The sequence below is a fragment of the Roseateles sp. P5_E4 genome, from assembly GCF_054049255.1.
Window position 1 is genome coordinate 15,826 of the sequence record NZ_JBFUMS010000022.1, and the last position, 20,335, is coordinate 36,160.

General features: G+C 69.6%; 7 protein-coding genes. 4 read left to right on the top strand and 3 right to left on the bottom strand.

The genetic code is table 11. From position 1 onward, the window contains the following. Positions 1-130 precede the first annotated feature (130 nt). The 4 genes from ACXJLH_RS28370 to ACXJLH_RS28385 all read left to right on the top strand — a co-directional run bounded on the left by ACXJLH_RS28370 (position 131) and on the right by ACXJLH_RS28385 (position 5,366). Positions 131-1,804 carry a hypothetical protein gene (locus ACXJLH_RS28370; RefSeq protein ID WP_457447776.1) on the top strand — a complete coding sequence of 558 codons (1,674 nt, stop codon included), beginning with the start codon at positions 131-133 and terminating at the stop codon, positions 1,802-1,804. Between the two features lie 34 nt (positions 1,805-1,838). Beyond that, positions 1,839-3,410 carry a hypothetical protein gene (locus tag ACXJLH_RS28375; RefSeq protein WP_457447778.1) on the top strand — a complete coding sequence of 524 codons (1,572 nt, stop codon included), beginning with the start codon at positions 1,839-1,841 and terminating at the stop codon, positions 3,408-3,410. Between the two features lie 25 nt (positions 3,411-3,435). Beyond that, positions 3,436-4,065 carry a putative 2OG-Fe(II) oxygenase gene (locus ACXJLH_RS28380; RefSeq protein WP_457447780.1) on the top strand — a complete coding sequence of 210 codons (630 nt, stop codon included), beginning with the start codon at positions 3,436-3,438 and terminating at the stop codon, positions 4,063-4,065. A gap of 116 nt (positions 4,066-4,181) precedes the next feature. Beyond that, positions 4,182-5,366 (top strand): hypothetical protein, encoded by a 1,185-nt coding sequence (locus ACXJLH_RS28385; RefSeq protein ID WP_457447781.1) that lies wholly within the window; start codon positions 4,182-4,184, stop codon positions 5,364-5,366. Between the two features lie 16 nt (positions 5,367-5,382). On the opposite strand, the gene ACXJLH_RS28390 is transcribed toward ACXJLH_RS28385, so the two are convergent. Genes ACXJLH_RS28390 through ACXJLH_RS28400 form a run of 3 tightly spaced genes read right to left on the bottom strand, consistent with a single transcriptional unit; the run spans position 5,383 to position 20,227 of the window. Continuing rightward, on the bottom strand, positions 5,383-6,753 hold the full coding sequence (locus ACXJLH_RS28390; RefSeq protein WP_457447782.1) for a caspase family protein: 1,371 nt from the start codon (positions 6,751-6,753) through the stop codon (positions 5,383-5,385). Positions 6,754-6,773: 20 nt separating this feature from the next. Then, entirely contained in the window at positions 6,774-18,506 is an 11,733-nt protein-coding gene (locus ACXJLH_RS28395) for a two-partner secretion domain-containing protein (protein ID WP_457447784.1), read from the bottom strand. Then, on the bottom strand, positions 18,506-20,227 hold the full coding sequence (locus ACXJLH_RS28400) for a ShlB/FhaC/HecB family hemolysin secretion/activation protein (protein ID WP_457447786.1): 1,722 nt from the start codon (positions 20,225-20,227) through the stop codon (positions 18,506-18,508). The genes ACXJLH_RS28395 and ACXJLH_RS28400 overlap by 1 nt, the downstream gene beginning before the upstream one ends. Positions 20,228-20,335: the final 108 nt, after the last annotated feature.

Below are 20,335 nucleotides of genomic sequence, written 5' to 3' on the forward strand. Positions count from 1 at the left end.
GATGACCCCGACGCTCGGAGTCAGCACGCCAGACACGCGCCGCAACGCACTCATCGAAGCTCCCGGTGCAGCATGACGCCGATGCCGGGAGCCTCGGCCACTCTTTTCAATCAACCGCCTACTAGGGGGAATGATGGCTCAGGTCAATCTGCCGCAGACGCTTGGCGTCGCTTACTGGGACAAGCAGAAATCCGCGCTGGCCAAGGCCGCGAAAGCCCCGGCCACCAAGTTGCCGGACGCGCTCAAGGAACTCACCAAGCAGCATCTCGCGCTCGACTGGGATGCCTACGGCACCGACAAGCTCAAGACCGCCGATGACGCCAAGGCCCGCGCCGCCGAGCTCGATGCGGCTGTCAAGGGCAAGATCAAGGCGCTGCTGAGCCAGGCGCAGGCGGTGGAGACCGCGGCGACCAGCTTCGAGAGCGAAGCGAAGAAGGACAAGGCCTTCCCCAAGGAGCCGCTCACGGCGGCAGCGGCCATCGTCAAGGCGGCCAAGGAGTACCGTGCCGACGTGGACACGGCCGTCACGGCGGCCCGCAAGGCGCTGGACGCCAAGACGCAGGAGCTGGCCGCGCAGAAGTCCGCCAGCGGCCCGAGCAGCGCCGTCATCGCCAAGCAGACCAAGCTGCTGAAGAGCAAGCTGCTGACGGCCATCGCCCTGCTGCGCAAGCCCCAGCCCAACGCACGGCCGATGCGGTTCGTGATCGTGCTGGGCAAGACCAGCGCCAGCCTGGCCCTGGCCTATGCGGTCGGCCCGGCGCAGGAAAAGCTCCTCAAGGGCCTGATGCCCGGCGAAGCGCCCTTCAAGATCCTGAAGGACATGAAGGCAGTCGTGGTGTGGGAGAAGAACGCGCTCACCTTCGTCAGTGACCGCCTGGCCGGCACCACCCTCAAGAAGGTGCAGCTCTGGCTCAAGAAGCTGCTCAAGCTCAACCTGAAGATGCGGGTGCGCAAGTCGACCGGCGAGGTCGAGGAGACCGAAGGCGAGGACATCCCCGAACACCTGCTCAAGGCCGATCCGGCCGATGCCGCGGACGACCTCGGCCGCGAGGAGTTCGTGGAACGCATGGCCGCGCTGGATGCCGACATCAAGGCCGGCCTGCGCGGCCCCTCGGCGGCGCGCATCAAGGAGCTGATGGCCGAGATCGCCAAGCTGACCAAGGCCGACAAGTATGGCGATGCCGACGCCGAGCTCGACGAGATCGAGGCCCTGCTTGCCGGTGGCGACGATGAAGAAGCCGACGAGCAGGAGGACGAGCAGGACGCGGACGCGTCGACCGAGAAGGCGTCTGGCGCGCAAGCCAGCTTCATGAAGCGCTTCGCCGGCCTGCAGGCGGGCATCAAGGCCGGGCTGGCCGGCGCAGACGCCGCCCGCCTCAAGGAGCTGGTGGCCGGCATCACCCAGCTGTCCAAGGCCGGCAAATTCGCCGACTCGGAGAAGGTGCTCGACGCGATCGAAGTGCTGCTGAAGAAGGGCAGCGGCGGCAGCTCAGGCTCTGGCAAGAGTGCCGCCCAGGCCATGGACGAATGGAAGACCCGCCGCGCGGCGGCAGTGAACTCGCTCAAGTCGGTCGCCACCAAGGTGGCCAATGCCAAGCATGCCAGCTCGGCCAAGGCCATCATCGAGCTGCAGGCGGTGATCAAGAACCTGACGGCCGAGCCGGCCACGCTGCAGCAGGTCAACGAGCTGCAGCGGTGGCTGGCCGACGACGACGTCGTCGCCGATGTGTGCGAACTGGCCGAAGACATCCGCACGCCGCTGCTGGGTGCCCTGAGCCAGCTGCGCACGGCCATCACGGCCTGAACGCCTCCATCCAACGGATCACAGGAACTCAGTCATGGGAAAGACCAATCTCCGCGAAGTGCTCGAAGCCATCGGCTCGACCAAGGACGGGATGACCGAGGAGAAGGATGCGGTCGCGCTGCTGGACATGCACCTGAAGGAAGTGCAGGGCTGCCAGCACACCGACGCTCTGGAAGACCTCGTCAAGGTTCGCGACGGCGCCAAGCGCGCGCTGGACATCACCTTCAAGGTGCGCACCGACAGCCAGTTGGCCCGCTCGCACGCCGAGCCGCTGGTGCAAGCGCTGGCGCCGCTGGAGCGGCTGATCGAGCGGCTGCAGAAGGAGGCGCCAAAGGAGGCGCCGAAAGGCCCCAAGGCGCAGGCGCCCGTCAAGGGCAGCGAGCCCAAAGGCAAGGACGCTCCCGTGCCGGAAGTGCTGCCGCCGGCACTCAAGAATGTCCAGGAAGCCATGGAAAAGGGCGAACTGGCGGGCAAGCTGGCCGAACCCAAGTTCCGCGGCGAGGTGATGGACTACCTCGAGACCGTCAAGGGCAAGCCGACCGAGGGCATGAAGAAAGAGCTGCTGAACGCGCTGCGGTCAGCGCCGAAGACGGACACGGCGCTGCGCCAGAAGGTGTTCGAGAAGGCCTTCGCCTGCTCGCTGGACAGCGTCAAGACCGACGACAACGGGGAAGCGCCGGCACCCGTGCCACCGCACGTCCTCGACAAGGCCGTGGACATCCTGGCGACCTTCCCTGCCGAGCATCTGCCCGAGAAGTGGAAGCTCAACGCGGTACCGGGCAAGGGAACGTCCGGCACCTACATCCCGGAGACGCAGCTCGCCCAGTTCGACTTCGGCGAGGACGATGCCAATTTCGATCAGGACTACCTCAACGCGGTGCCTGGCGACCCGCTGGAAGGGACCAAGTGCTTCGATGTGATGGTGCGCCATGAACTCGGCCACGCCGTCCACGCGACCAAGAACGGCAAGGCGTTGACCGACTCCATGGACGGCGGCCAGTGGCGTGGCCACAAGACGCTGGCCGCCGTCGTTACGGAGCTGGACGACCTCGTCACGTCCCTGGCTGCGGAACTCAAGTCCAGGCTCGACATGGCCGACGACGCCAAGCCCGAGCTGCTGCGCTGGCTGAACACCGTGCAGGCGACCAAGCTGCAAGGCAATGACGTCGGCCTGAAGCAGGACTTCGCGACCGCCACCTTCGAATTCTTCGGCCCCAAGTCCGAGGCCATGAAGAAGGTTGCGGCCCGCGGGCAGAAGATGACGGTGTTGAAGGACGCGCTCGACCTGGGCCAGGCCTTCTTCAAGGTCGTCCGCCAGGGCATCCAGCCCAACGCCTTCTTCAGCCTCGGCCCCGATCCCGTGGCGCACAACGGCCGCGTCTATCTGGATTCCGGCCTGGGCGACGACGGCTGGGTGAGCTTCGCCGCCCCCACGCGCAAGAAGATGGTCTCGATGTACCAGTACCGCGCCCCCGGCGAATGGTTTGCGGAGTTCTATGCCACCGTGAACAACGGCAATGCCGACGTTCGCAAGAAGGGCAAGTCAGCCTACCCCGCCGCCTATTCCTGGATGCAGGAAAAGGGCATGCTGGTCTACAAGGATTGAAGCCGCGCCCGGCGGGACATCGACGATGACGCCTGCACCGGATCGGGGGCCAGCAGCCCAGCTGCTGCAGCTGTTCGCCGTGCCGCTGGCGCTGGTGGAAGGCGTGCTGGACGAGGCCGCCAACGCCGAGCTGGCGGAATGGATCCTGCTGGAGCGCGAGCTTGGCGAAGGCGTGCAACGCAGCGTCGTCGGCGGCTGGCATTCCAGGGCGGATCTGCCGGCACGGCGCGTGCAGCCCCTGGACGCCTTCTTCGGCACGCTCATCGAACAGGTGCGCGGCGTCCATGCCCGCGTCGGCAGCGGCGTGGACTACGAAGCCCGCTTCATGCTGCAGGCTTGGGCGACGGTGCTCGAACGCGGGCACTATGTGCAGGTCCACGATCACGTGGATGCGCACTGGTCGGCCGTGTACTACGTCGACGCGGGCGACTGCGACGACGCCGCGTCGGGCCGCATCAGCTGGATCAATCCGATCGGCTCGCACCGCTCCATGCCGGGCGCGGAGCTGATCCCGACGACCTTCAGCGTCACACCGCGCACCGGCTTGCTGGCCATCTTCCCCGGCTGGCTGAGGCACTCGGTGGAGCCCTACCAGGGCGACCGGCCGCGCATCGTCATCGCGGCCAACATCGAAGTGCAGCGCCGCCCGCGCTAGTCACGCGCCAGTCACCCCCCAGGCACGGCCGGGAACTTACGGACCTGCACGGTCACACATGGCGGCGCCTGCCCGGCGCAGCGCTGCCGCCATTTCATCCCGACTGAGACACTGCCATGGTCAAAAAGACGATCACCATCACCGAGGACATCCCGGGTACGGACGATCTCAAGCCACCCAAGCTGGAGGCCACCTACGAATTCGAGAGTGGCGGCGACGAGACCCATGAGCGAGTCAAGTTCGACTACATCGCCAAGAACTTCGAAGCCGAGATGCGCAAGAAGTTCAAGAAGCAGATCGAGGGCTTTGCGCTGCCGTTGAGTTCCATGCAAAAGGAAATCGACGCGATGAAGAAGGCCTACAACGACATGACCACGGAGACCGACCCGCTCAAGCTCGTGGAGCAGATCAAGGCGGCGTCGGGCAGCAAGAAGTCGCTCGACACCAAGATCAAGGAATACAACGACTACCTCAAGGACGCGGTCAAGAACACCGTCGAGCAACAGATCCTGGTCTGGGCCGAGAAGATCGAGAAAGATGCCGAGGTCGAGGCCAAGAAGAAGATCAAGAGCGACATCCGCTGGAAGAAGTTCCGCCACGTGGCCGGCGCCGTCATCAAGGGCGTGCTGATCCTCGGCGCCGCCGCCGCCGCCATTGCACTGACCATCGTCACCTTCGGCGCCGCGGCGCCTGCCATTGCCGCGCTGGGTGTCGCCTTCGCCAGCCTCGGCGGGCTGACCGCCCTGGTCAAGGTTGGCCGGGACATCAAGGGCAAGTACGACCTGGAAAAGCGCGCCCTGGCCAATCTGGAGGCCGATCTGAAGGTCATCCAGACCCACCTGGGCAGCATCGCAAACAAGACGGCCGGCCTGCCCAAGCATCTGGACGATGCTTCCCGCATGTGCACCGAGCGCCGCGGCATGATCCAGGCCACCCGCGCCGTGCTGGACAAGCTCGCCGTGAAGGCCCGGGAAGCCCAGGACAAGATGGAGGTGGTCAAGGCGGCCGGCGACTTCAAGGGCATCACCAAGCAGGCCGCCGTGCTGAAGAAGCTGCACGACGAGCAAACCAAGGCGCAGACCGCCATCGAACAGGCCCAGCAGCGCGACAAGGAGTTCGAGGCCTTCATCGACAAGGCCCGCGGCGTCGTCGGCGACCTTGAGAAGATCCCGGTCCTGGCCCCGCGCACCCTCCTTGAGACCGTGAAGCAGTACGCCAACATGGACACGCTGATCAATGGCGCCGACCTGATCAGCTCGGTCGGCGGCTCTGCGGCCGGCCTGAAGGGCGCCGTGAAGTAAGGCTGCTGCCCCGGCCCTACTTGCGCACGTTGTCGAGGTCGGGCGGCGGCGTGTAGCCCAGGTCGCGGGCACGCGCCTCGAACTGCGACGCCAGCAGCGGCTGGCCGGTGTTGCGGAAATGCAGGGCCAGCTCGTAGCTGGCAATGCCGTTGCCCAGGGCCACGGCGAACTGCATCCAGCCCTCGTAGCGCGATTGCGCGGCCGAGGAGCCATAGCCGCCAGTGTTCTGACCACGAACGCGCCAGGCCATGCGCGCGGCGGCGTCCTTGTCGCCGCGGCCGCAACGCAGCAGATCCTGGCGCTGCTCGGCGGGCATTTCCGGGTTGAAGGAAAAGGCCGAGCGGTACAGGCGCACGTCGCTGCGCTGCAGTGCCTTGAGCGCACTGCGCGCGCCGTCGCGTGCCACCTGCACGCCAGGTGCGAAGGGACTCTCGGGCCGGGCCTTCAGGAAGTCCTCGGCCACCTGCACCACTTCGGCGGGCCAGGCCAGCTGCTCGAGCTTCTTCAGCACCGCGTCCTCGTCGATGTCGGGCGCCGCCGGCGCCACGGCGCCCGCGCGCTTGGGCTCCACGTTCAGGCGCACGCGGGTGTGGTCGGCGATGAAGGGGTCCTGCGCGAGCTGGCGGATGGCGGCCACCGGGTGGTTGAGCATGGTCTCGCGCACGTCGCTGCGCACCAGTTGCATCAGCTCGGGGAAGGTGGTCTGGTCGGACACGCTGCCCATCAGCTTGACCAGCGACCCGGTGTAGAAGGTGTTCTGCGTCTCGACGGCCGGCGCGATGGCCGGCTTGCCGGCCCCGGTGGAGAAGGTGATGAGGCAGCCCGGTGGCGCCTCGACCTGGTTCAGGCCCACCAGCTCGCCGGCACGCAGGCCGGTGCGGCAGGCATCGACGACCGCGATGATCATGCCCTCGCGGCGCGCGGGCAGGCGGCGCACGACGTCGCTGAGCAGCTGCATGCTGCTGTTTTGCAGCAGCTCGCCCTTGGCCGAGGGGTTGAGCCCGGCGGGCAGCAGCAGGTTGGACGCGTCCACCTGCACGCCGTGGCCGCTGAAGTAGAAGAACACGGTCGCATCCGCCGGGCTGGCGGCGGCTTCGGCGATGAAGACTTCCAGCGCACGGCGCGCTGCCGGCAGGTCCAGGTCCAGCGCCGACGTGACCTTGAAACCGCGCCGCTCCAGCACTGCCTCCAGGTCGCGCAGGTTCTTCGGAATCGGCGGCAGGTCGAAGGGCTGGGGATAGTTGCGGTTGCCCAGCAGCAGCGCCAGGCGGATCTCGGTGCTCGGCAGCTGAGAGTCCGCGGCGGCCCGCGCGACGGGCCGCACGGCCAGTCCTGCGCCGAGCAACGAGCCCCACAGGAAGCGGCGGCGCGCGAGGCGGGGGGACATAGGGGGTTCGGACTGCACGGTCATGGGCTCGCAGGCTTGCAGCTCAGCGCAGGCTGGGCGGCGGGGTCGCACAGTTCGGGCGGCTTGGCGCCCTCGCTGCCTTGGGTGGACGGCCGGCCGGGGCCGACCTCGGCGATGACGCCGGAACGCAGGCGCACCGTCACGTTCTCGGTGCGCACGGTCTCCTGGAAGCGGGCACGGCGGGCGTCCTCGGCGTCGCCATTGATGGAAGACAGGGCTCCAGAGGCCGCCGGCGTCAGCGGCAGGACTCCGTTATAGACCACCGGGATCTCCGTTGCCTGACTGGCCCCATCATGGAAGAAGCGATAGGCCGTGCCGCCGGTGGTGGCCTGGCTGCCCACCTCGGGGCCGATCAGCACGACCGCTGTCGAGCCTTGCGCACCGGCCTTGGGCAGCACGGTCAGATAGCCGGCGTTCGGTCCCGTCGTGCGGCTCCCCGTTGCAGTGGAACCCACCTCGATGCGGATGGGCTGGCCGTTGACGGCGCCAAAGCTGCCGGGCGTGCCGAAGGCGCCGGGCGCCAGCTCCAGCACCATGCCCGGTGCCGACAAGGCCCTGCCGAGCACGATCTCGTCGAACGGCATGCGGGCCACCAGCTTGGCGTCGCCGGCCGTGGCGAGCTGGTCGGCGCGGATGTAGATCAGGTCGGCCTCGATGCCGCTGCCCCCCACCCCCACCTGCTGGCCGGACACGCGCACCTCGGACTGCACGGCCTGGCCGCCCTTGGCATTCGGCGCCCAGGCGGAGTTGTAGTTCGCGCCGCTGAGCGCCGAGAGCTGGCCCTTGAAGCTGTTGGCATCCTGGGCCAGCAGCACCGAGCCGCCACCGGCGGCCTGCACCGACAGGGAGGCACCCTCGGCGACCGTGATGGCGCTCGCGCTGCCCTGCTGCACGGTCGCCTCGGCCACCGCCAGCGGCTGGCCGGCGACCGGCACCTGGGCCGTGCCCTGCAGCGTGGCCTTGGCGTCGTCAGGCGCGGCCTGGGCCACCAGCGCGAGGCTGCCGCCCGTGAGTTGCAGCTTGCCGTTGATGGCCAGGCGCCCCGCCTCGATGCGGCCGCCGCTCGACAGGGTCACGTCGCCCAGTTGCAGGCTGTCCTTGGTGGCCACCAGGGCCTGGCCGCCGCTCAGACCCAGCGGCGCGCTGCCGAACTGGTTGCTGCTGCGGCTGGCGTCGATCAGCGTGCCGGTGAGCGTCAGCCCGGCCGCATTGCCCAGGGTCAGGCTGCCGGTGTAGACCTGCTCGGCCCGCGTCGTCAGGTTGCCGGCCAGGCGCACGCTGCCGGCGGCCTGCAGGGAGGCGATGGTCTCGGCGCCCCCCAGTTGCAGTTGGGCGCCGGCGGCCACCTGCACCGCGCTGGCGTCGGACAGGCGCTCGGCCGCCGTCGTGATGAGGCCGCCGCCCAGCACCTGGGTGGCGCCGCCGTAGCTGTTGGCGGCGCTGCCCAGCGTCACCTGGCCCTGGGTGATGACGAGACTGCCGCGGCCGCTGATGGCCTGGTCCAGCGTCAGCGCGTCGCTGCGCGAGAGCCGCAGCTCGCCCTGGTTCTGGATCTCGCCCGAACCCAGGGCGCCATTGCCGGTCAGCAGGATCGTGCCGGCCTCGATGACGGTGGCGCCGCTGTTGCGGTGCGCGGCCGTCAGCGTCAGCATGCCGGCGCCCTGCTTGACCAGGCCACCGCTGCCGCTGACGACACCGTCGAAGCGGCCGTCGGCGCCATCGGCGCCGGCCGCCAGGGATGCGCCGTTCAGCACCAGGTTGCCGCCACCGTTCAGAGAGGCCACCGTCTGGCGCGCATTGGCCTGCACCTGCCCCGGCGCCTCGATGACGAGAGCGCTGGCCACCGCCAGGGTTTGTTCCGCATCCAGCACCAGGCTGCCGCCGTCGACCCGCGTGGCACCGGTGTAGAGGTTGGCGCCGCCCAGCGTCAGCGTGCCGCTGCCCGCCTTGCTCAGGCCGCCATCGCCGCCGATGACGCCGTCGAAGCGGCTGCTGCGGCCGCTGGCGCCCAGGACCAGCGTGTTGGCATTGAGCTGCACCTGGCCGGCACCGCTCAGCGCACCAAGGTCGACGTCGGTCAGCAACTCCAGCGTCGCACCGTCGGCCACGTTGACGCCAGCCGAGGTCGGCACGACCGGCGCTGTTGCTGCGCCGGCGGCCAAGGGTTTGACAGCGCCGGCGCCTTCGAGCTGCAGCGTGCCGGCATTGGCCTGCAGATCGCCCGCCAGCGTGTTGTGACCGGCCAGCGTGAAGACGCCGGTGCCGAGCTTGGCCAGGCCGCCGCTGCCGATGATGGCGCCATCCCAGCGCGTACTGCCGCCATTGCTGCCGACGCCGAGCAACGCCGCCTGCACGTCCACCGTGCCGGCGCCGGCGAGCGAGCCGAGGTTGAGGCTTTGCTGCACCGTCAGCGTGGCGTTCGCGTCCACGCTCACGGCCGTGACGTCGTTCAGCGCGGTGCTGCTCGCCAGCACCAGTTCACCCGCCGCCACGCGCGTCGCGCCGGTGTGGGCGCCGCTGCCGCTCAGCACGAAGCGGCCGCTGCCCAGCTTGGTCAGGCCGCCGCTGCCGGTGAGGCTGCCCGAAAAGCTCGTGTTCGTGCCATCCAGGCCCGTGCCCAGTGTGAAGCTGCCGAGCTCGACGCGGCCCGCGCCGGCGAGCGAGCCGATGGCTTGGTCCTTGCCCAGGGCCAACAGCGCACCGCTTGCGATCTGCACCGCGCTTGCCGAGGGCAGCTCACCGGTGACGCGCAGGGTGCCGGAGGCGATGTCGGTCATGCCCCCGTAGTGATTGCTGCCGGCCAGCGTCAGTGTGCCGCTGCTGGCCAGGCGCAGGCCGAAGCCGGCACCGCCGTCGACTATTGAGCCGCTGATCGTCAGCCCGCCGGTGCCAGGCAGGAACTCCGTCACGGCCGCCTTCAGCGTCACGGCACCGGCCAGCGTGCCAGCACCCGAGGTGTTGATCACGCGCCCGCCATTGGCCACCAGCTCCGCGCTCATGACGGCACCGTCGCGCAGATCGAGCTGGCCTGTGCCTTCGAGTTGCACCGCACCGCTGCCGGCCTGGGCCGAGGGCCCCGACAGCACCACGGTGCCCGAGTTGATGCGCGTGCCGCCGCTGTAGTTCTGGGCCGTCGTCGTCGTCAGGCTGCCGCTGCCGCTCATGACGAGCTCGCCGCTACCCGACAGCGGGCCCACCAGACTGATGGCACCGGGCCCGCCGAGTTCGAGCCGGGTCGAGACATTGCTCGCGTTGACGCTGTAGTCGGCCGCGCTGACAAGGCTGGCGATGCCGGCGCTGTCGATCGCGAAGTGCGCCAGGCTGTTGTCGGGCCGGGTCAGCGTGACATTGCCGCTGCCGGCCTTGATGGTCGTGAGGCCCGAGACCGTCAGCGCGCCGCTTTGCGTGACGGCAGCGCCGGTCGCCGCGGTGTCCACGCCCAAGCTGCCGTAGCTGCCGCCACCGAGGTCCAGCGCGCCGGCCGACGTGACTTCGAGCTGGGCGGCATCGCCCGTGACCTTGAGACCGTCATGGCGCGCGGCGTCACCATCGCGCAGTTGCACCTGTCCGAGGCTGGCGCCGGCCTGGGCCTTGAGCTCCACACGGTTGAGGTCGTTGCCCGCGCCATGGGTGGCCAGGTCGACGGGCACGGCCGCGCCGTTGGCGATCAGCGTCGTCAGGCCGCTCACCTGCAGCGGCCCGGTCAGCAGAATGCCCTTGGCCGCCGCGGCGCTGAGGCTGTCGCTGTGGCCGCCGCCCAGCGTCAGCAGGCCGCCGCTGCTGAGTTTGAGCGTCCTCACGTCGCCGCTGAAGGTCAGGTCCAGCGCGCTGCTGATGTCGGCGCTGGCGAAGCTGCCGCCGTTGATGCCCCGCATGGCGATGCCGCCCAGCAGCTGGTTGCCGGCCTGGTCCAGCACCAGGGTCGCCAGGCCGCCGTCGGCGACGAAATTGGCCACGCCCCTGACCGTCAGCGCCGCGGACTGGCTGATCCTGCTGCCGCGGGTGGTCGCCGTCAGCTCGCCGTTCACGGTGCCGCCGCCCAGGTCGAGGTCGCCGCCGGCACTGACCTTGAGGTCGTGCGCGGTGAAGCTGCCCAGGTGCAGGGCGCCGCTGTTGGCCAGGGTCACATCGCCCCCCACCAGGCTCACCGCGCCGGCAAAGGCATTGCCCGCCTCGGCAAGATCGATGTTGCCGCTGCCGGCACTCAGCGTGGATGCCCCGCTGACAGCCAGGCCGCCGGATGCCTGCGTGATGGCGCTGCCGCTGGCGTTGAGGTCGCCCCCTACCGTGCCTGTCCCAAGGCGCAGCGCACCGGAGGCCGACGCCGTCAGCCCGCCGACATTGAGGCTGCCCAGGCTCAGCGCGCCGGCACCCGTGATGACGGTGGTGCCGCCACGCAGGTCGACGCTGCCGGCGAAGGCATTGCCGGCCTGGCCGAGCGAGATGCCGGCGCTGCCCGCATTCAGGCTGGTGCCGCCGCTCACTGACAGGGCACCCGACTGGCTGATGGCGCCGCTGCTGACTGCCGTGAGGGTCCCGCCGACGGAGCCGCTGCCCAGGTCCAGCGTGCCGGCCGCATTCAGCGTCAGGCCGGCAGTGGCCAGCGTGCCCAGGCGCAGGCCGCCGGCGTTCGTGACCGCGCTGGCACTGCCACTCAGGCTGACGACGCCGTTGAGGTGATTGGCCGCATCGGTCAGCGTGATGCCTGTCGTCGCCTGCAGCGTCGCGTTGCCGGCGACGGTAAGGCCGCCGGCGATCTGCGTGATGGCGCCGCCGAGGGCACGCGCGGTCAACGCGCCGCTGAGCGTGCCGCTACCCAGCGTGATGCTGCCGTTGCTGGTGGCATCCAGGCTGTTGAAGCTCAGCGTGCCGAAGCTCAGGCTGGGCTGGTTGAAGAGGGTCACCGCATTGCCGGTCAGGCTCAGCGCGCCGAGGAACTGGTTGCCGGCGTTGGCCAGCGTGATGTTGCCGCTGCCGGAGGTGAAGGCGGCGGAGCCGGTCACGTGCAGCGCGCCGGACTGGCTGATGGCGCCATTGCCGCTGTTGGCCACGAGGTTGCCCGTGACATTGCCCTGGCCCAGGTTCAGCGGGCCGGCAGCGCCCACCGTGAGGTCACCGGTGGTCAACGGCCCCAAGGTCAGGCCGGCCGCGGTTTTGACCTGCGTGACGCCGCCCTTGAGCGTGACCAGGCCGCCGAGCTGGTTGCTGGTGTTGTTGAGGGTGATGGCGGCGCTGCCCGCATCCACGTTCAAGGCGCCGGTCAGGCTGAGCGGCGCGCTCTGGGTCACATCGCCACCGGCTTTCAGCACGAGGGAGTGGATGCTGACTGCGCCGAGGTCGACGGCACTGGTGTCGGTGAGGCGCACGTCGCGGCCGGTCAGCGCCACGGCGCCCGTCCAGCTGTTGGCCGCGTCGTCCAGCGTGATGTCGGCCGTGCCCGCATTGATGCTGGAAGTGCCACTGACGCTCAAGCCGCCAGCGGCCTGCGTGACGACGCCGTTGCCGCTGGTGGCACTCAGGTTGCCGGCGATGGTGCCGTGGCCCAGGTTCAGGGCGCCGGTGCTGTTGGCTGTGAGCGCGCCGGTGTCCAGCGTGCCCAGCGTCAGCGCGTTGGTGGTGCGCAGCTGCGTGGCGCCACCCTTCAGCGTGACCACGCCACCGAGCTGGTTGCCGGTGTTGGCCAGGGTGATGGCCGAAGCGCCCGCGTCCACGCCCAGGGCGCCGGTCAGGGCTATGGTCGTGCCCGCGCCCTGGCTGACGGCGCCGCCCGTCGTCAGCGTCAGCGAGGTGGCATTGACATGGCCCAGCGTGACAGCACTGCTGCCGGTGAGCACGGCATTCCTGCCGGTCAGCGCGACCGCGCCGGTCCAGCTGTTGGCCAGATCGCCCAGCGTGATGTCGGCGCCGCCGGCGTTGAGGGTTGCGGTGCCGGTGACGCTCAAGCCGCCAGCAGCCTGCGTGACGGCACCGCTGCTGGTGGCGCTGAGGGCGCCGCCGATGCTGCCCGTGCCAAAGCCCAGTGCGCCGCCAGCCAGGATCTGCAGCGAGCCGGTCGCCAGGCTGCCCAGCCCCAGCGCGCCCTGGCTCCTGATCTGGGTGGTACCGCCGGTCAGCGAGACCAGGCCAGTGAACTGGTTGGTCGCCGCGTCCAGCGTGATGGCCTGGCTGCCGGCATCGAAGCTGCTCGTGCCCGCGGCGCTGATGCGGCCGCCGGTCTGGTTGATGACACCGCTGGTGCTGGTCACGGCGAGGGCAGCGGTGGCCGTGATGTCATGCGCCAGCGTGGCTGACTGGCCCTTGAGCGTGACGGCACCGCCCTTGAGCGTGCCGAAGGTGCTGAACACGCCGCCGCTGGACAGGGTCAAGGCCTCGGTGCCGGTGTCGATATTGCTCGTGCCGGCCGGCAGGATGAGGGTGCCGCCCGCCTCCAGCTCCAGGCCCTTGTTGGGCTGCTGAGCCAGCGCGAAGAGGTTGAGGTTGTTGGCGCTGCGCAGTGACACCGCGCCGCCCGTGGCGGTGATGGCGCCCTGCAGATCGTTGCTGGCCTGGTTCAGCGTGATGTCCGCCGCGCCGGCGTTCAGCGTCGTCGCACCGGTCAGCGTCAGGCCACCGGTCTGCGTGATCGCGCCGCCGTTGCTCGTCGCGTTCAGCGTGCCGGTGACGCTGCCCTGGCCGAGGCCGAGGTTGCCGGTCGATGTGACCGTCAGGTCGCCGGTGTTCACTGTGCCCAGTGTCAGCGCGGCACTGTCCGTCACGCCGGTGGTGCCGCCGCTGAGGCTGACGACGTCGCCGAAATGGTTGGTCGGCTGGTTCAGGCTGATGACCGAGCCGCCGGCCGAGACCGTCGTCGTGCCGGTGACGAGCAGGCTGCCGCCGGTCTGGTTGACGTCTCCGCTGGCCGTCGTCAGCTTCAGCGTGCCGCTGGCCGTGATGTTCTGGCCCAGGCTGAGGCCGGTCTGGGCCGCCAGGTCGATGTTGTGCCCGGCCAGCGTGCCGCCCATGGTGAAGCTGCCGCCGCTGGTCAGCGTGAGGTCGGCCGTGCCGGTGTTGATGCTGGCCACCGGACCGAGGATGAGGTTGGCGCCGGCCGACAGCGTCAGCGCGCGGTTGGCGGGCTGGGTCAGGCTGAGGATTTCAAGGTCGCCGCCCGAGTGCAGGTCCAGCGAGTTGCCGACCAGGTTCAGGCCGTGCCACTGGTTGCTGGTGTTGGGCAGGCTGATGTCGCCGCTGGTGGTGGCGTCCAGCGTCGCAATGCCGCTGACCAGCAGCGCGCCGGTCTGGCTGAGGGTGCCGCCATGGCTGCTGGCATTCAGTGTGCCGTTGATGCTGCCTTGCCCCAGGTTCAGCGCACCGCCGGCCGTGGTGCTGACGGTCAGGTCGCCGGTGTTCAGCGTGCCCAGCGTCAACGGGTTGCCGCCGCCGTTGCCCAGCGTCGTGGTGCCGCTGGTGGTGAGGCTGACCGCGCCTTGCAGGTTGTTGGCCGACGTCAGCGTGATGTTGCCGCTGCCGTTGCTCAAGGCTGTGGTGCCGCTGATCGTGAGCGCGCCGCCCTGCGTGATGGCACCGGCGCCCGTCGTCGTCGCGCTGAGGTTGCCGGTGACTGCGCCGCTGCCCAGGCTCAGGTTGGCATTGCTGGTGGAGACGGTCAGGGCGTGGGTGTTCAACGTGCCCAGCACCAGCGCGTTGCCATTGCCATTGGCGATCTGCGTCGTGCCGGTGCTGGTGATGCCGACGGCACCCTGCAGGTTGTTGGCCGAGGTCAGCGTGATGTTGCCGCTGCCATTGCTCAAGGCCGTGGTGCCGGTCACCGTCAGCACACCGCCCTGCGTGATGGCGCCGGTGCCGGTGGTGGTGGCGCTGAGGTTGCCGGTGACGGTGCCGCTGCCCAGGCCGAGATTGGCATTGCTGGTGCTGACCGTCAGGGCGCGAGTGCTGAGCGGGCCCAGGGTCAGCGCGTTGCCGCTGGCATTGCTGAGCTGCGTGGTGCCGGTGGTCGTGACGCTGACCGCGCCCTGCAGGTTGTTGCCCGAGGTCAGCGTGATGTTGCCGCTGCCGTTGGCCAGGCTGCTGCTGCCCGTCACCACCAACGCGCCGCTCTGGGTGATGGTGCCGCTGCCCGTCGTCGTGGCACTCAGGGTGCCGGCCACCGTGCCGCTGCCCAGGTCGATGTCGGCATTGCTGGTGCTGACCGTCAGCGCGCCGGTGTTCAGCGTGCCCAGGGTCAAGGCCTTGCCGCTGCCGTTGACGACCTGACTGCTGCCCGTGCTGGTGAGGCTGACCGCGCCCTGCAGGTCGTTGGCCGCCGCCAGCGTGATGCCGCCGCTGCCGCTGCTTAGGCCGCTGGTGCCGGTCACCGTCAGCACACCGCTCTGCGCAATGGCGCCGGTGCCGGTCGTCGTCGCGCCGAGGTTGCCGCTGATGGTGCCGCTGCCCAGGCCCAGGTTGGCGCCGCTGGTGTTGACCGTCAGGTCGCGCACGCTCAGCGTCCCCAGGGTCAGGGCCTTGCCGTTGCCATTGCTGATCTGCGTGGTGCCGGTCGTCGTGACGCTGACAGCCCCCTGCAGGTCGTTGGCCGAGGTCAGCGTGATGTCGCCGCTGCCATTGCTGAGGCTGCTGGTGCCCGTCACCGTCAGCGCGCCGCTCTGCGTGAGCGTGCCGTTGTTCGTCGTCGTCGCGCTGAGGTTGCCGCCGACGGTGCCGCTGCCCAGCACCAGGTCGGCATGGTTGGCGCTGACGGTCAGCGCGCCGGTGTTCAGCGTGCCCAGGGTCAGGGTATTGCCATTGGCATTGCTGAGCTGGGTGGCGCCGGTGCTGGTGATGCTGACCGCGCCCTGGAAGTCGTTTCCGGCCGTGGTCAGCGTGATATTGCCGCTGCCATTTCCGAGGGCCGTCGCGCCCGTCACCGTCAGCGCGCCGCCTTGCGTGAGGGTGCCGGTGCCCGTCGTCGTCGCGCTGAGGGCGCCGGTGACCGTGCCGCTGCCCAGGGCCAGGGCGGCGCCGCTGGTGCTGACGGTCAGCGTGCGCGTGCTCAGCGTGCCCAAGGTCAGCGCATTGCCGCTGCCATTGGCGATCTGCGTCGTGCCGGTGGTCGTGACGTCGACCGCACCTTGCAGATTGTTGGCCGAGGCCAGCGTGATATTGCCGCTGCCGTTGCTGAGGTCGCTCGTGCCGGTCACCGTCAGCGCCCCGGTCTGCGTGAGCGTGCCGCTGCCTGTCGTCGTCGCGCTGAGGTTGCCGGTGACGGTGCCGCCGCCCAGGTCCAGATTGGCGCCGCTGGTGCTGACGGTGAGCGCATGGGTGCTCAATGTGCCCAGGGTCAGCGCCTTGCCATTGCCATTGCCGAGTTGGGTCGTGCCGGTGCTGGTGATGCTGACCGCGCCCTGAAGGTCGTTGGCCGAGGTCAGCGTGATGTTGCCGCTGCCATTGCTCAAGGCCGACGTGCCGGTCACCGTCAGTGCGCCGCTCTGCGTCAGCGTGCCGGTGCCCGTCGTCGCTGCACTGAGGTTGCCGCCAACCGAGCCGCTACCGAGGTCCAGATTGGCATTGCTGGTGCTGACGGTCAGGCCGCCGGCGCTCAGCGCGCCCAGGGACAAGTCCTTGCCGCTGCCATTGACGAGTTGCGCATTGCCGGTGGTGGTGACGCTCACCAGCCCCCGCAGGTCGTTGCCCGAGGCCAGCGTGATGTTGCCGCTGCCGTTGCTCAAGCCCGTGGTGCCGGTCACCGTCAGCGCACCGCCTTGGGTGATGGTGCCGGTACCGGTCGTCGTCGCGCTGAGGTTGCCGGTGACGGTGCCGCTGCCCAGGTTCAGGTTGGCGGCGGTGGCGCTGGCGGTGAGGGCATGGGTGTTCAGCGTGCCCAGGGTCAGCGCATGGCCGCTGCCATTGCTGACCTGGGTGATGCCGGTGGTCGTCAGGCTGACCGCGCCCTGCAGGTTGTTGCTGGCCGCCGTCAGCGTGATGTTGCCGGACCCCGTGGTGACGCCCGTCGTGCCAGTCACCGCCAACGCACCGGCCTGCGTGATCGCGCCGCTGCCGCTGGTGGTGACGCCGACATTGCCCGTGACCGTGCCGGTCGGCAGGACGACGTCGCCGCCAACGCTGCTGAGGGTCAGGCCTGCGCTGGTGACGCTGCCCAGTGCGACGGTGCCCGCGCCCGAACTTGTCGCGGCCAGACTGCCGCCGCCGGTATTGATGGTGCTGCCGGTGATGTCGCCGCCGGCCTGCAGGACGACGTTGAGGGCACCTGCCCCCGCGCCGATGCTGCCGGCGCTGAAGCTGATGTTGCGCAAGGCGATCAGGTTCAGCGTGGCCGCGCCGGTAGGCACGATGGCGGCCTGGACGTCGATGTCGCCATGTTGGCCGTTGGTGCCCAAGGCCAGGGTCTGCACCGTCACCGACGTGCCGCCGGACAGCGCATTGTTGAGGGCGCCAACGTCGACCACGGCGGCATCGTCCGTGCTGGCGAAATTCGGCGCCGCGCCAACGTTGGTGTTGGTGCCGCTGTTGGCCTTGATGACCACGTCGTTGGGGTCGAGCAGCCACTGGCCCGACCGCCCCAGCGGTGCGCCGGCGTCAACGCGGCCGAGCAGGTTGAGCTGCTGGCGGCCCGAGGTCTCGACCATGCCGCCATTGCCCCCCAGACGCCCGCCGCGGGCCCAGATGCTGCCGAGCATGTCGGTGCGTCCGTCAGCCCAGACGGCGATGCGGCCGCCATCGCCCCGTTCGGTGGCATTGGCGCGCAGCTCAGCGCCGGCACCTATCCAGGTCTGCTCGGCGTTGTGCTCGGTGCCCCTGCCCTCGAAGCCGCCACCGACCTGCAGGCTGCCGCCGCCGAGGCGCCCGGACGCGTCCAGCCGGGCGCCGTCCAGCAGCGCGAGCTTCTGGCCCAGCACGGTGATGCTGCCGCCTCGTTCGCCGCTGGCGTCGAGGCCGCCGTTGACTGTGGTGATGCCGGCCGTGCCGCCGTCGATGACGATGTGCCCGCCCTGCTGGCTCAAGCCCCGCGCCTGCACGATGCCGTCCATGTTCAGCACCTGGCCGGCCGCGCCGCCGCGAGCCTGGGCGCGCAGCTCGGCGCTGCCGTCGGCCTGCACGCGGCCGTTGAACTTCAGCGCGACGTCGCGGTTGTCGTCGTTGCGCAGATTGAAGAGGACAAGGCCGTCGCCTTCCACATCCACCTGCACCGTGCTGGCTGCACCCAGCCCGACGCGCCGCGCCGCGATGCTGCCTCCAACGCTGAGCTGGGGGGCGACCAGCGCCACCGTGCCGCCCGGCGCGCTGATGCTGCCATCAGCCTGCAGCGCGCTGGCGCCCGCGCCCGCCGAGAAGCGGTAGTTGCCGGCGATGAAGGCGGTGTCGGACAGGTCCAGCGTGGACGCGACGAGACCGCCGACATCCACCTGCGATCCCCGCCCGAAGACGATGCCGCGCGGGTTGATCAGGAAGACCCGGCCGTTGGCCTGCATCTGGCCGAGGATCAGGGACGGGTCGCCACCGACGACACGATTGAGCAGCACCGAATTGACGCTGGGCTGTTGGATACGCAGGCCCTCGCCCGCGGCGATGGAGAAGCTCTGCCAGTTGACGATGGCCTTGTCGCTGCCCTGCTGGATCAGGCCCGGGCGAATTGCAACCTGTCCCTGCACGACCTGGGCGCCTTGAGGCAGCGCATGGGCAGCCGGATAGGCTGCGGCAAGGCACAGAGCAAGGGCGAGGGGTTGCAGGCGCCACATCAGAAGCTCCACGATCCCTGGGCATACAGGCGCAGCTTGCTCGACTGGCTTTCGGTGCTGGCATGGCCGTGCGTGGGCGTGGCCAGGCTCATGCGGAAGGCATACGCGTTGCCGCGCGCCCATACCAGGGACAGCCCCGCGCCGCCCAGCCAGGCGCGGTTCACGTAGCCGGGCTCGCGCAGCACGAGGTTGGGATCGTGGCGGTAGCGGATGAAGGCGCCGTCGTAGAAGGCCGCCAGCACCAGCTCGCTGGCCCAGCGCCCGAACAGGCTGGCCGGCGGCAGCCAACGCAGCTCCAGGCTGGCCACGGCGCCGCTGTCACCCGTGCCTTCGCCCGGCGCATAGGCGCGCACGCCGTTCGGCCCCCCGGCGCGGAACTGCTCGGTCGAGTCGAGGTTGGACAGGGCCCACTGCCCACGCATCGTGAAATAGGCCAACAGCCGATTGCTCAGCACGTTCTGCAGCCGCGAGGCGGCGAAGCTGAGCTTGCGAAAGCTCGCTGCATCGTCGCCGCCGCTGGGCGCGCCGGCCGGGAAGCTGAGCCGGCCCTGGGCCAGGTTGAGCTCGAAGGTGTTGACGCTGCCGCTCAGCAGGCTGTCGCGGAAGTCGCCGCTGACGCCGACGCTGGCGTCTTCCACATGCTTCTTCGTCGACAGGGCCGCGACCTTGTCGACATAGCGCTTGGCGTCGACGGCTCCCAGCGCGAACAGGTTGAGGTTGCGCGAACGCACCCAGGGGTAGAGAGCGAAGAGGTTGAGCGTCGTGCCGGTGCCGTCCAGGCCGAGGGGGAATTCCTTCTTGTCGAGCTGGTAGCGCACCGCCGACAGCGACGCGCCGGCCTTGAAACCGTCGGCGCCGATGGGGCTGGTGTAGCCCAGCAGCGCAAACAGCAGGCCGCCGCCGGTGGAGGCCAGCACTGATGCCGACAGACCGTCGCCGCGGCCCAGTGGGCTGGCCATGACGACCTGGGCTCCCAGGCGCTGGGCACCGATGACCTTGGAGCCGTTGAGGTCGCCGTCGACGCTGCCGCTGTAGCGCGATTCGGCGCGCGGCGTGAATTCGAGGATGGCGGTGCCCGGCGCGCTGCCGGCCTTGACCTCGGCCCGCGTGACGATGCCGCGCAGGTCGTTGATGAGGAAGACGGTGCGCTCGACGGCGTCCACCGTCAGCACGTCGCCGGGCTTCAGGCGTGCCAGATAGGCCTCGACGACCTCACGGTCCACCGGCAGGCCGTCGCTCCAGTTCAGCACGACCCGGTCCAGGCGCCCCTCCAGCACGGCGATGCGCACCGTCTGGCCATCGAAGGTCTGCTCCGGGATGTAGGCGTAACCCAGGTAGAGCCCCAGGTCGCGCTGCAGGAAGCGGGTCACCTCGTTGGCAGCGTTGACGAGATCCTCGAAGCCACGGTCCTTGCCGACGAAGGCAGCAGTCAATCGCGGCAGGGCCTCGCGCAGGGCCGCGGGGGCGTCGGGTGCCAGGCTGTAGGCGGTGACGTCGATTTTGAGCTCGTCGTCGGGCTTGCCGAGCTCGCGCGTGACCTGCTGCGGACGCTCGGGCGGCAGCTCGGTGTTGCGAGCCTCGGGCGGGCGGGTCAGCTCGGCCGGCGTGGGCACCACCGGCGGCGTGCCGGCTGCCCAGCCCGAGGCGCATGCCAGCGTTTGCACAGCCAGCAGGCTGAGGCGCAAGGGCGAGCATCGGCGATGGCGGGGATCGAGCAGCAAGGTCGGGTCCGTAGCAGTGGCGGCGGGCATGACCTGGCGGTCGCACCCGTGGTGAGTCACGGCAGTGGCGTTTGAGTTCCGCGCGAGTCCCGTAAATGAGCGGATGCC

Bases quoted from the DNA above. Each gene is read 5' to 3' on its own strand.
- ACXJLH_RS28385 (WP_457447781.1), top strand. From the start codon at position 4,182: ATGGTCAAAAAGACGATCACCATCACCGAGGACATCCCGGGTACGGAC.
- ACXJLH_RS28380 (WP_457447780.1), top strand. From the start codon at position 3,436: ATGACGCCTGCACCGGATCGGGGGCCAGCAGCCCAGCTGCTGCAGCTG.
- ACXJLH_RS28395 (WP_457447784.1), bottom strand. From the start codon at position 18,506: ATGTGGCGCCTGCAACCCCTCGCCCTTGCTCTGTGCCTTGCCGCAGCC.
- ACXJLH_RS28390 (WP_457447782.1), bottom strand. From the start codon at position 6,753: ATGTCCCCCCGCCTCGCGCGCCGCCGCTTCCTGTGGGGCTCGTTGCTC.
- ACXJLH_RS28375 (WP_457447778.1), top strand. From the start codon at position 1,839: ATGGGAAAGACCAATCTCCGCGAAGTGCTCGAAGCCATCGGCTCGACC.
- ACXJLH_RS28370 (WP_457447776.1), top strand. From the start codon at position 131: ATGATGGCTCAGGTCAATCTGCCGCAGACGCTTGGCGTCGCTTACTGG.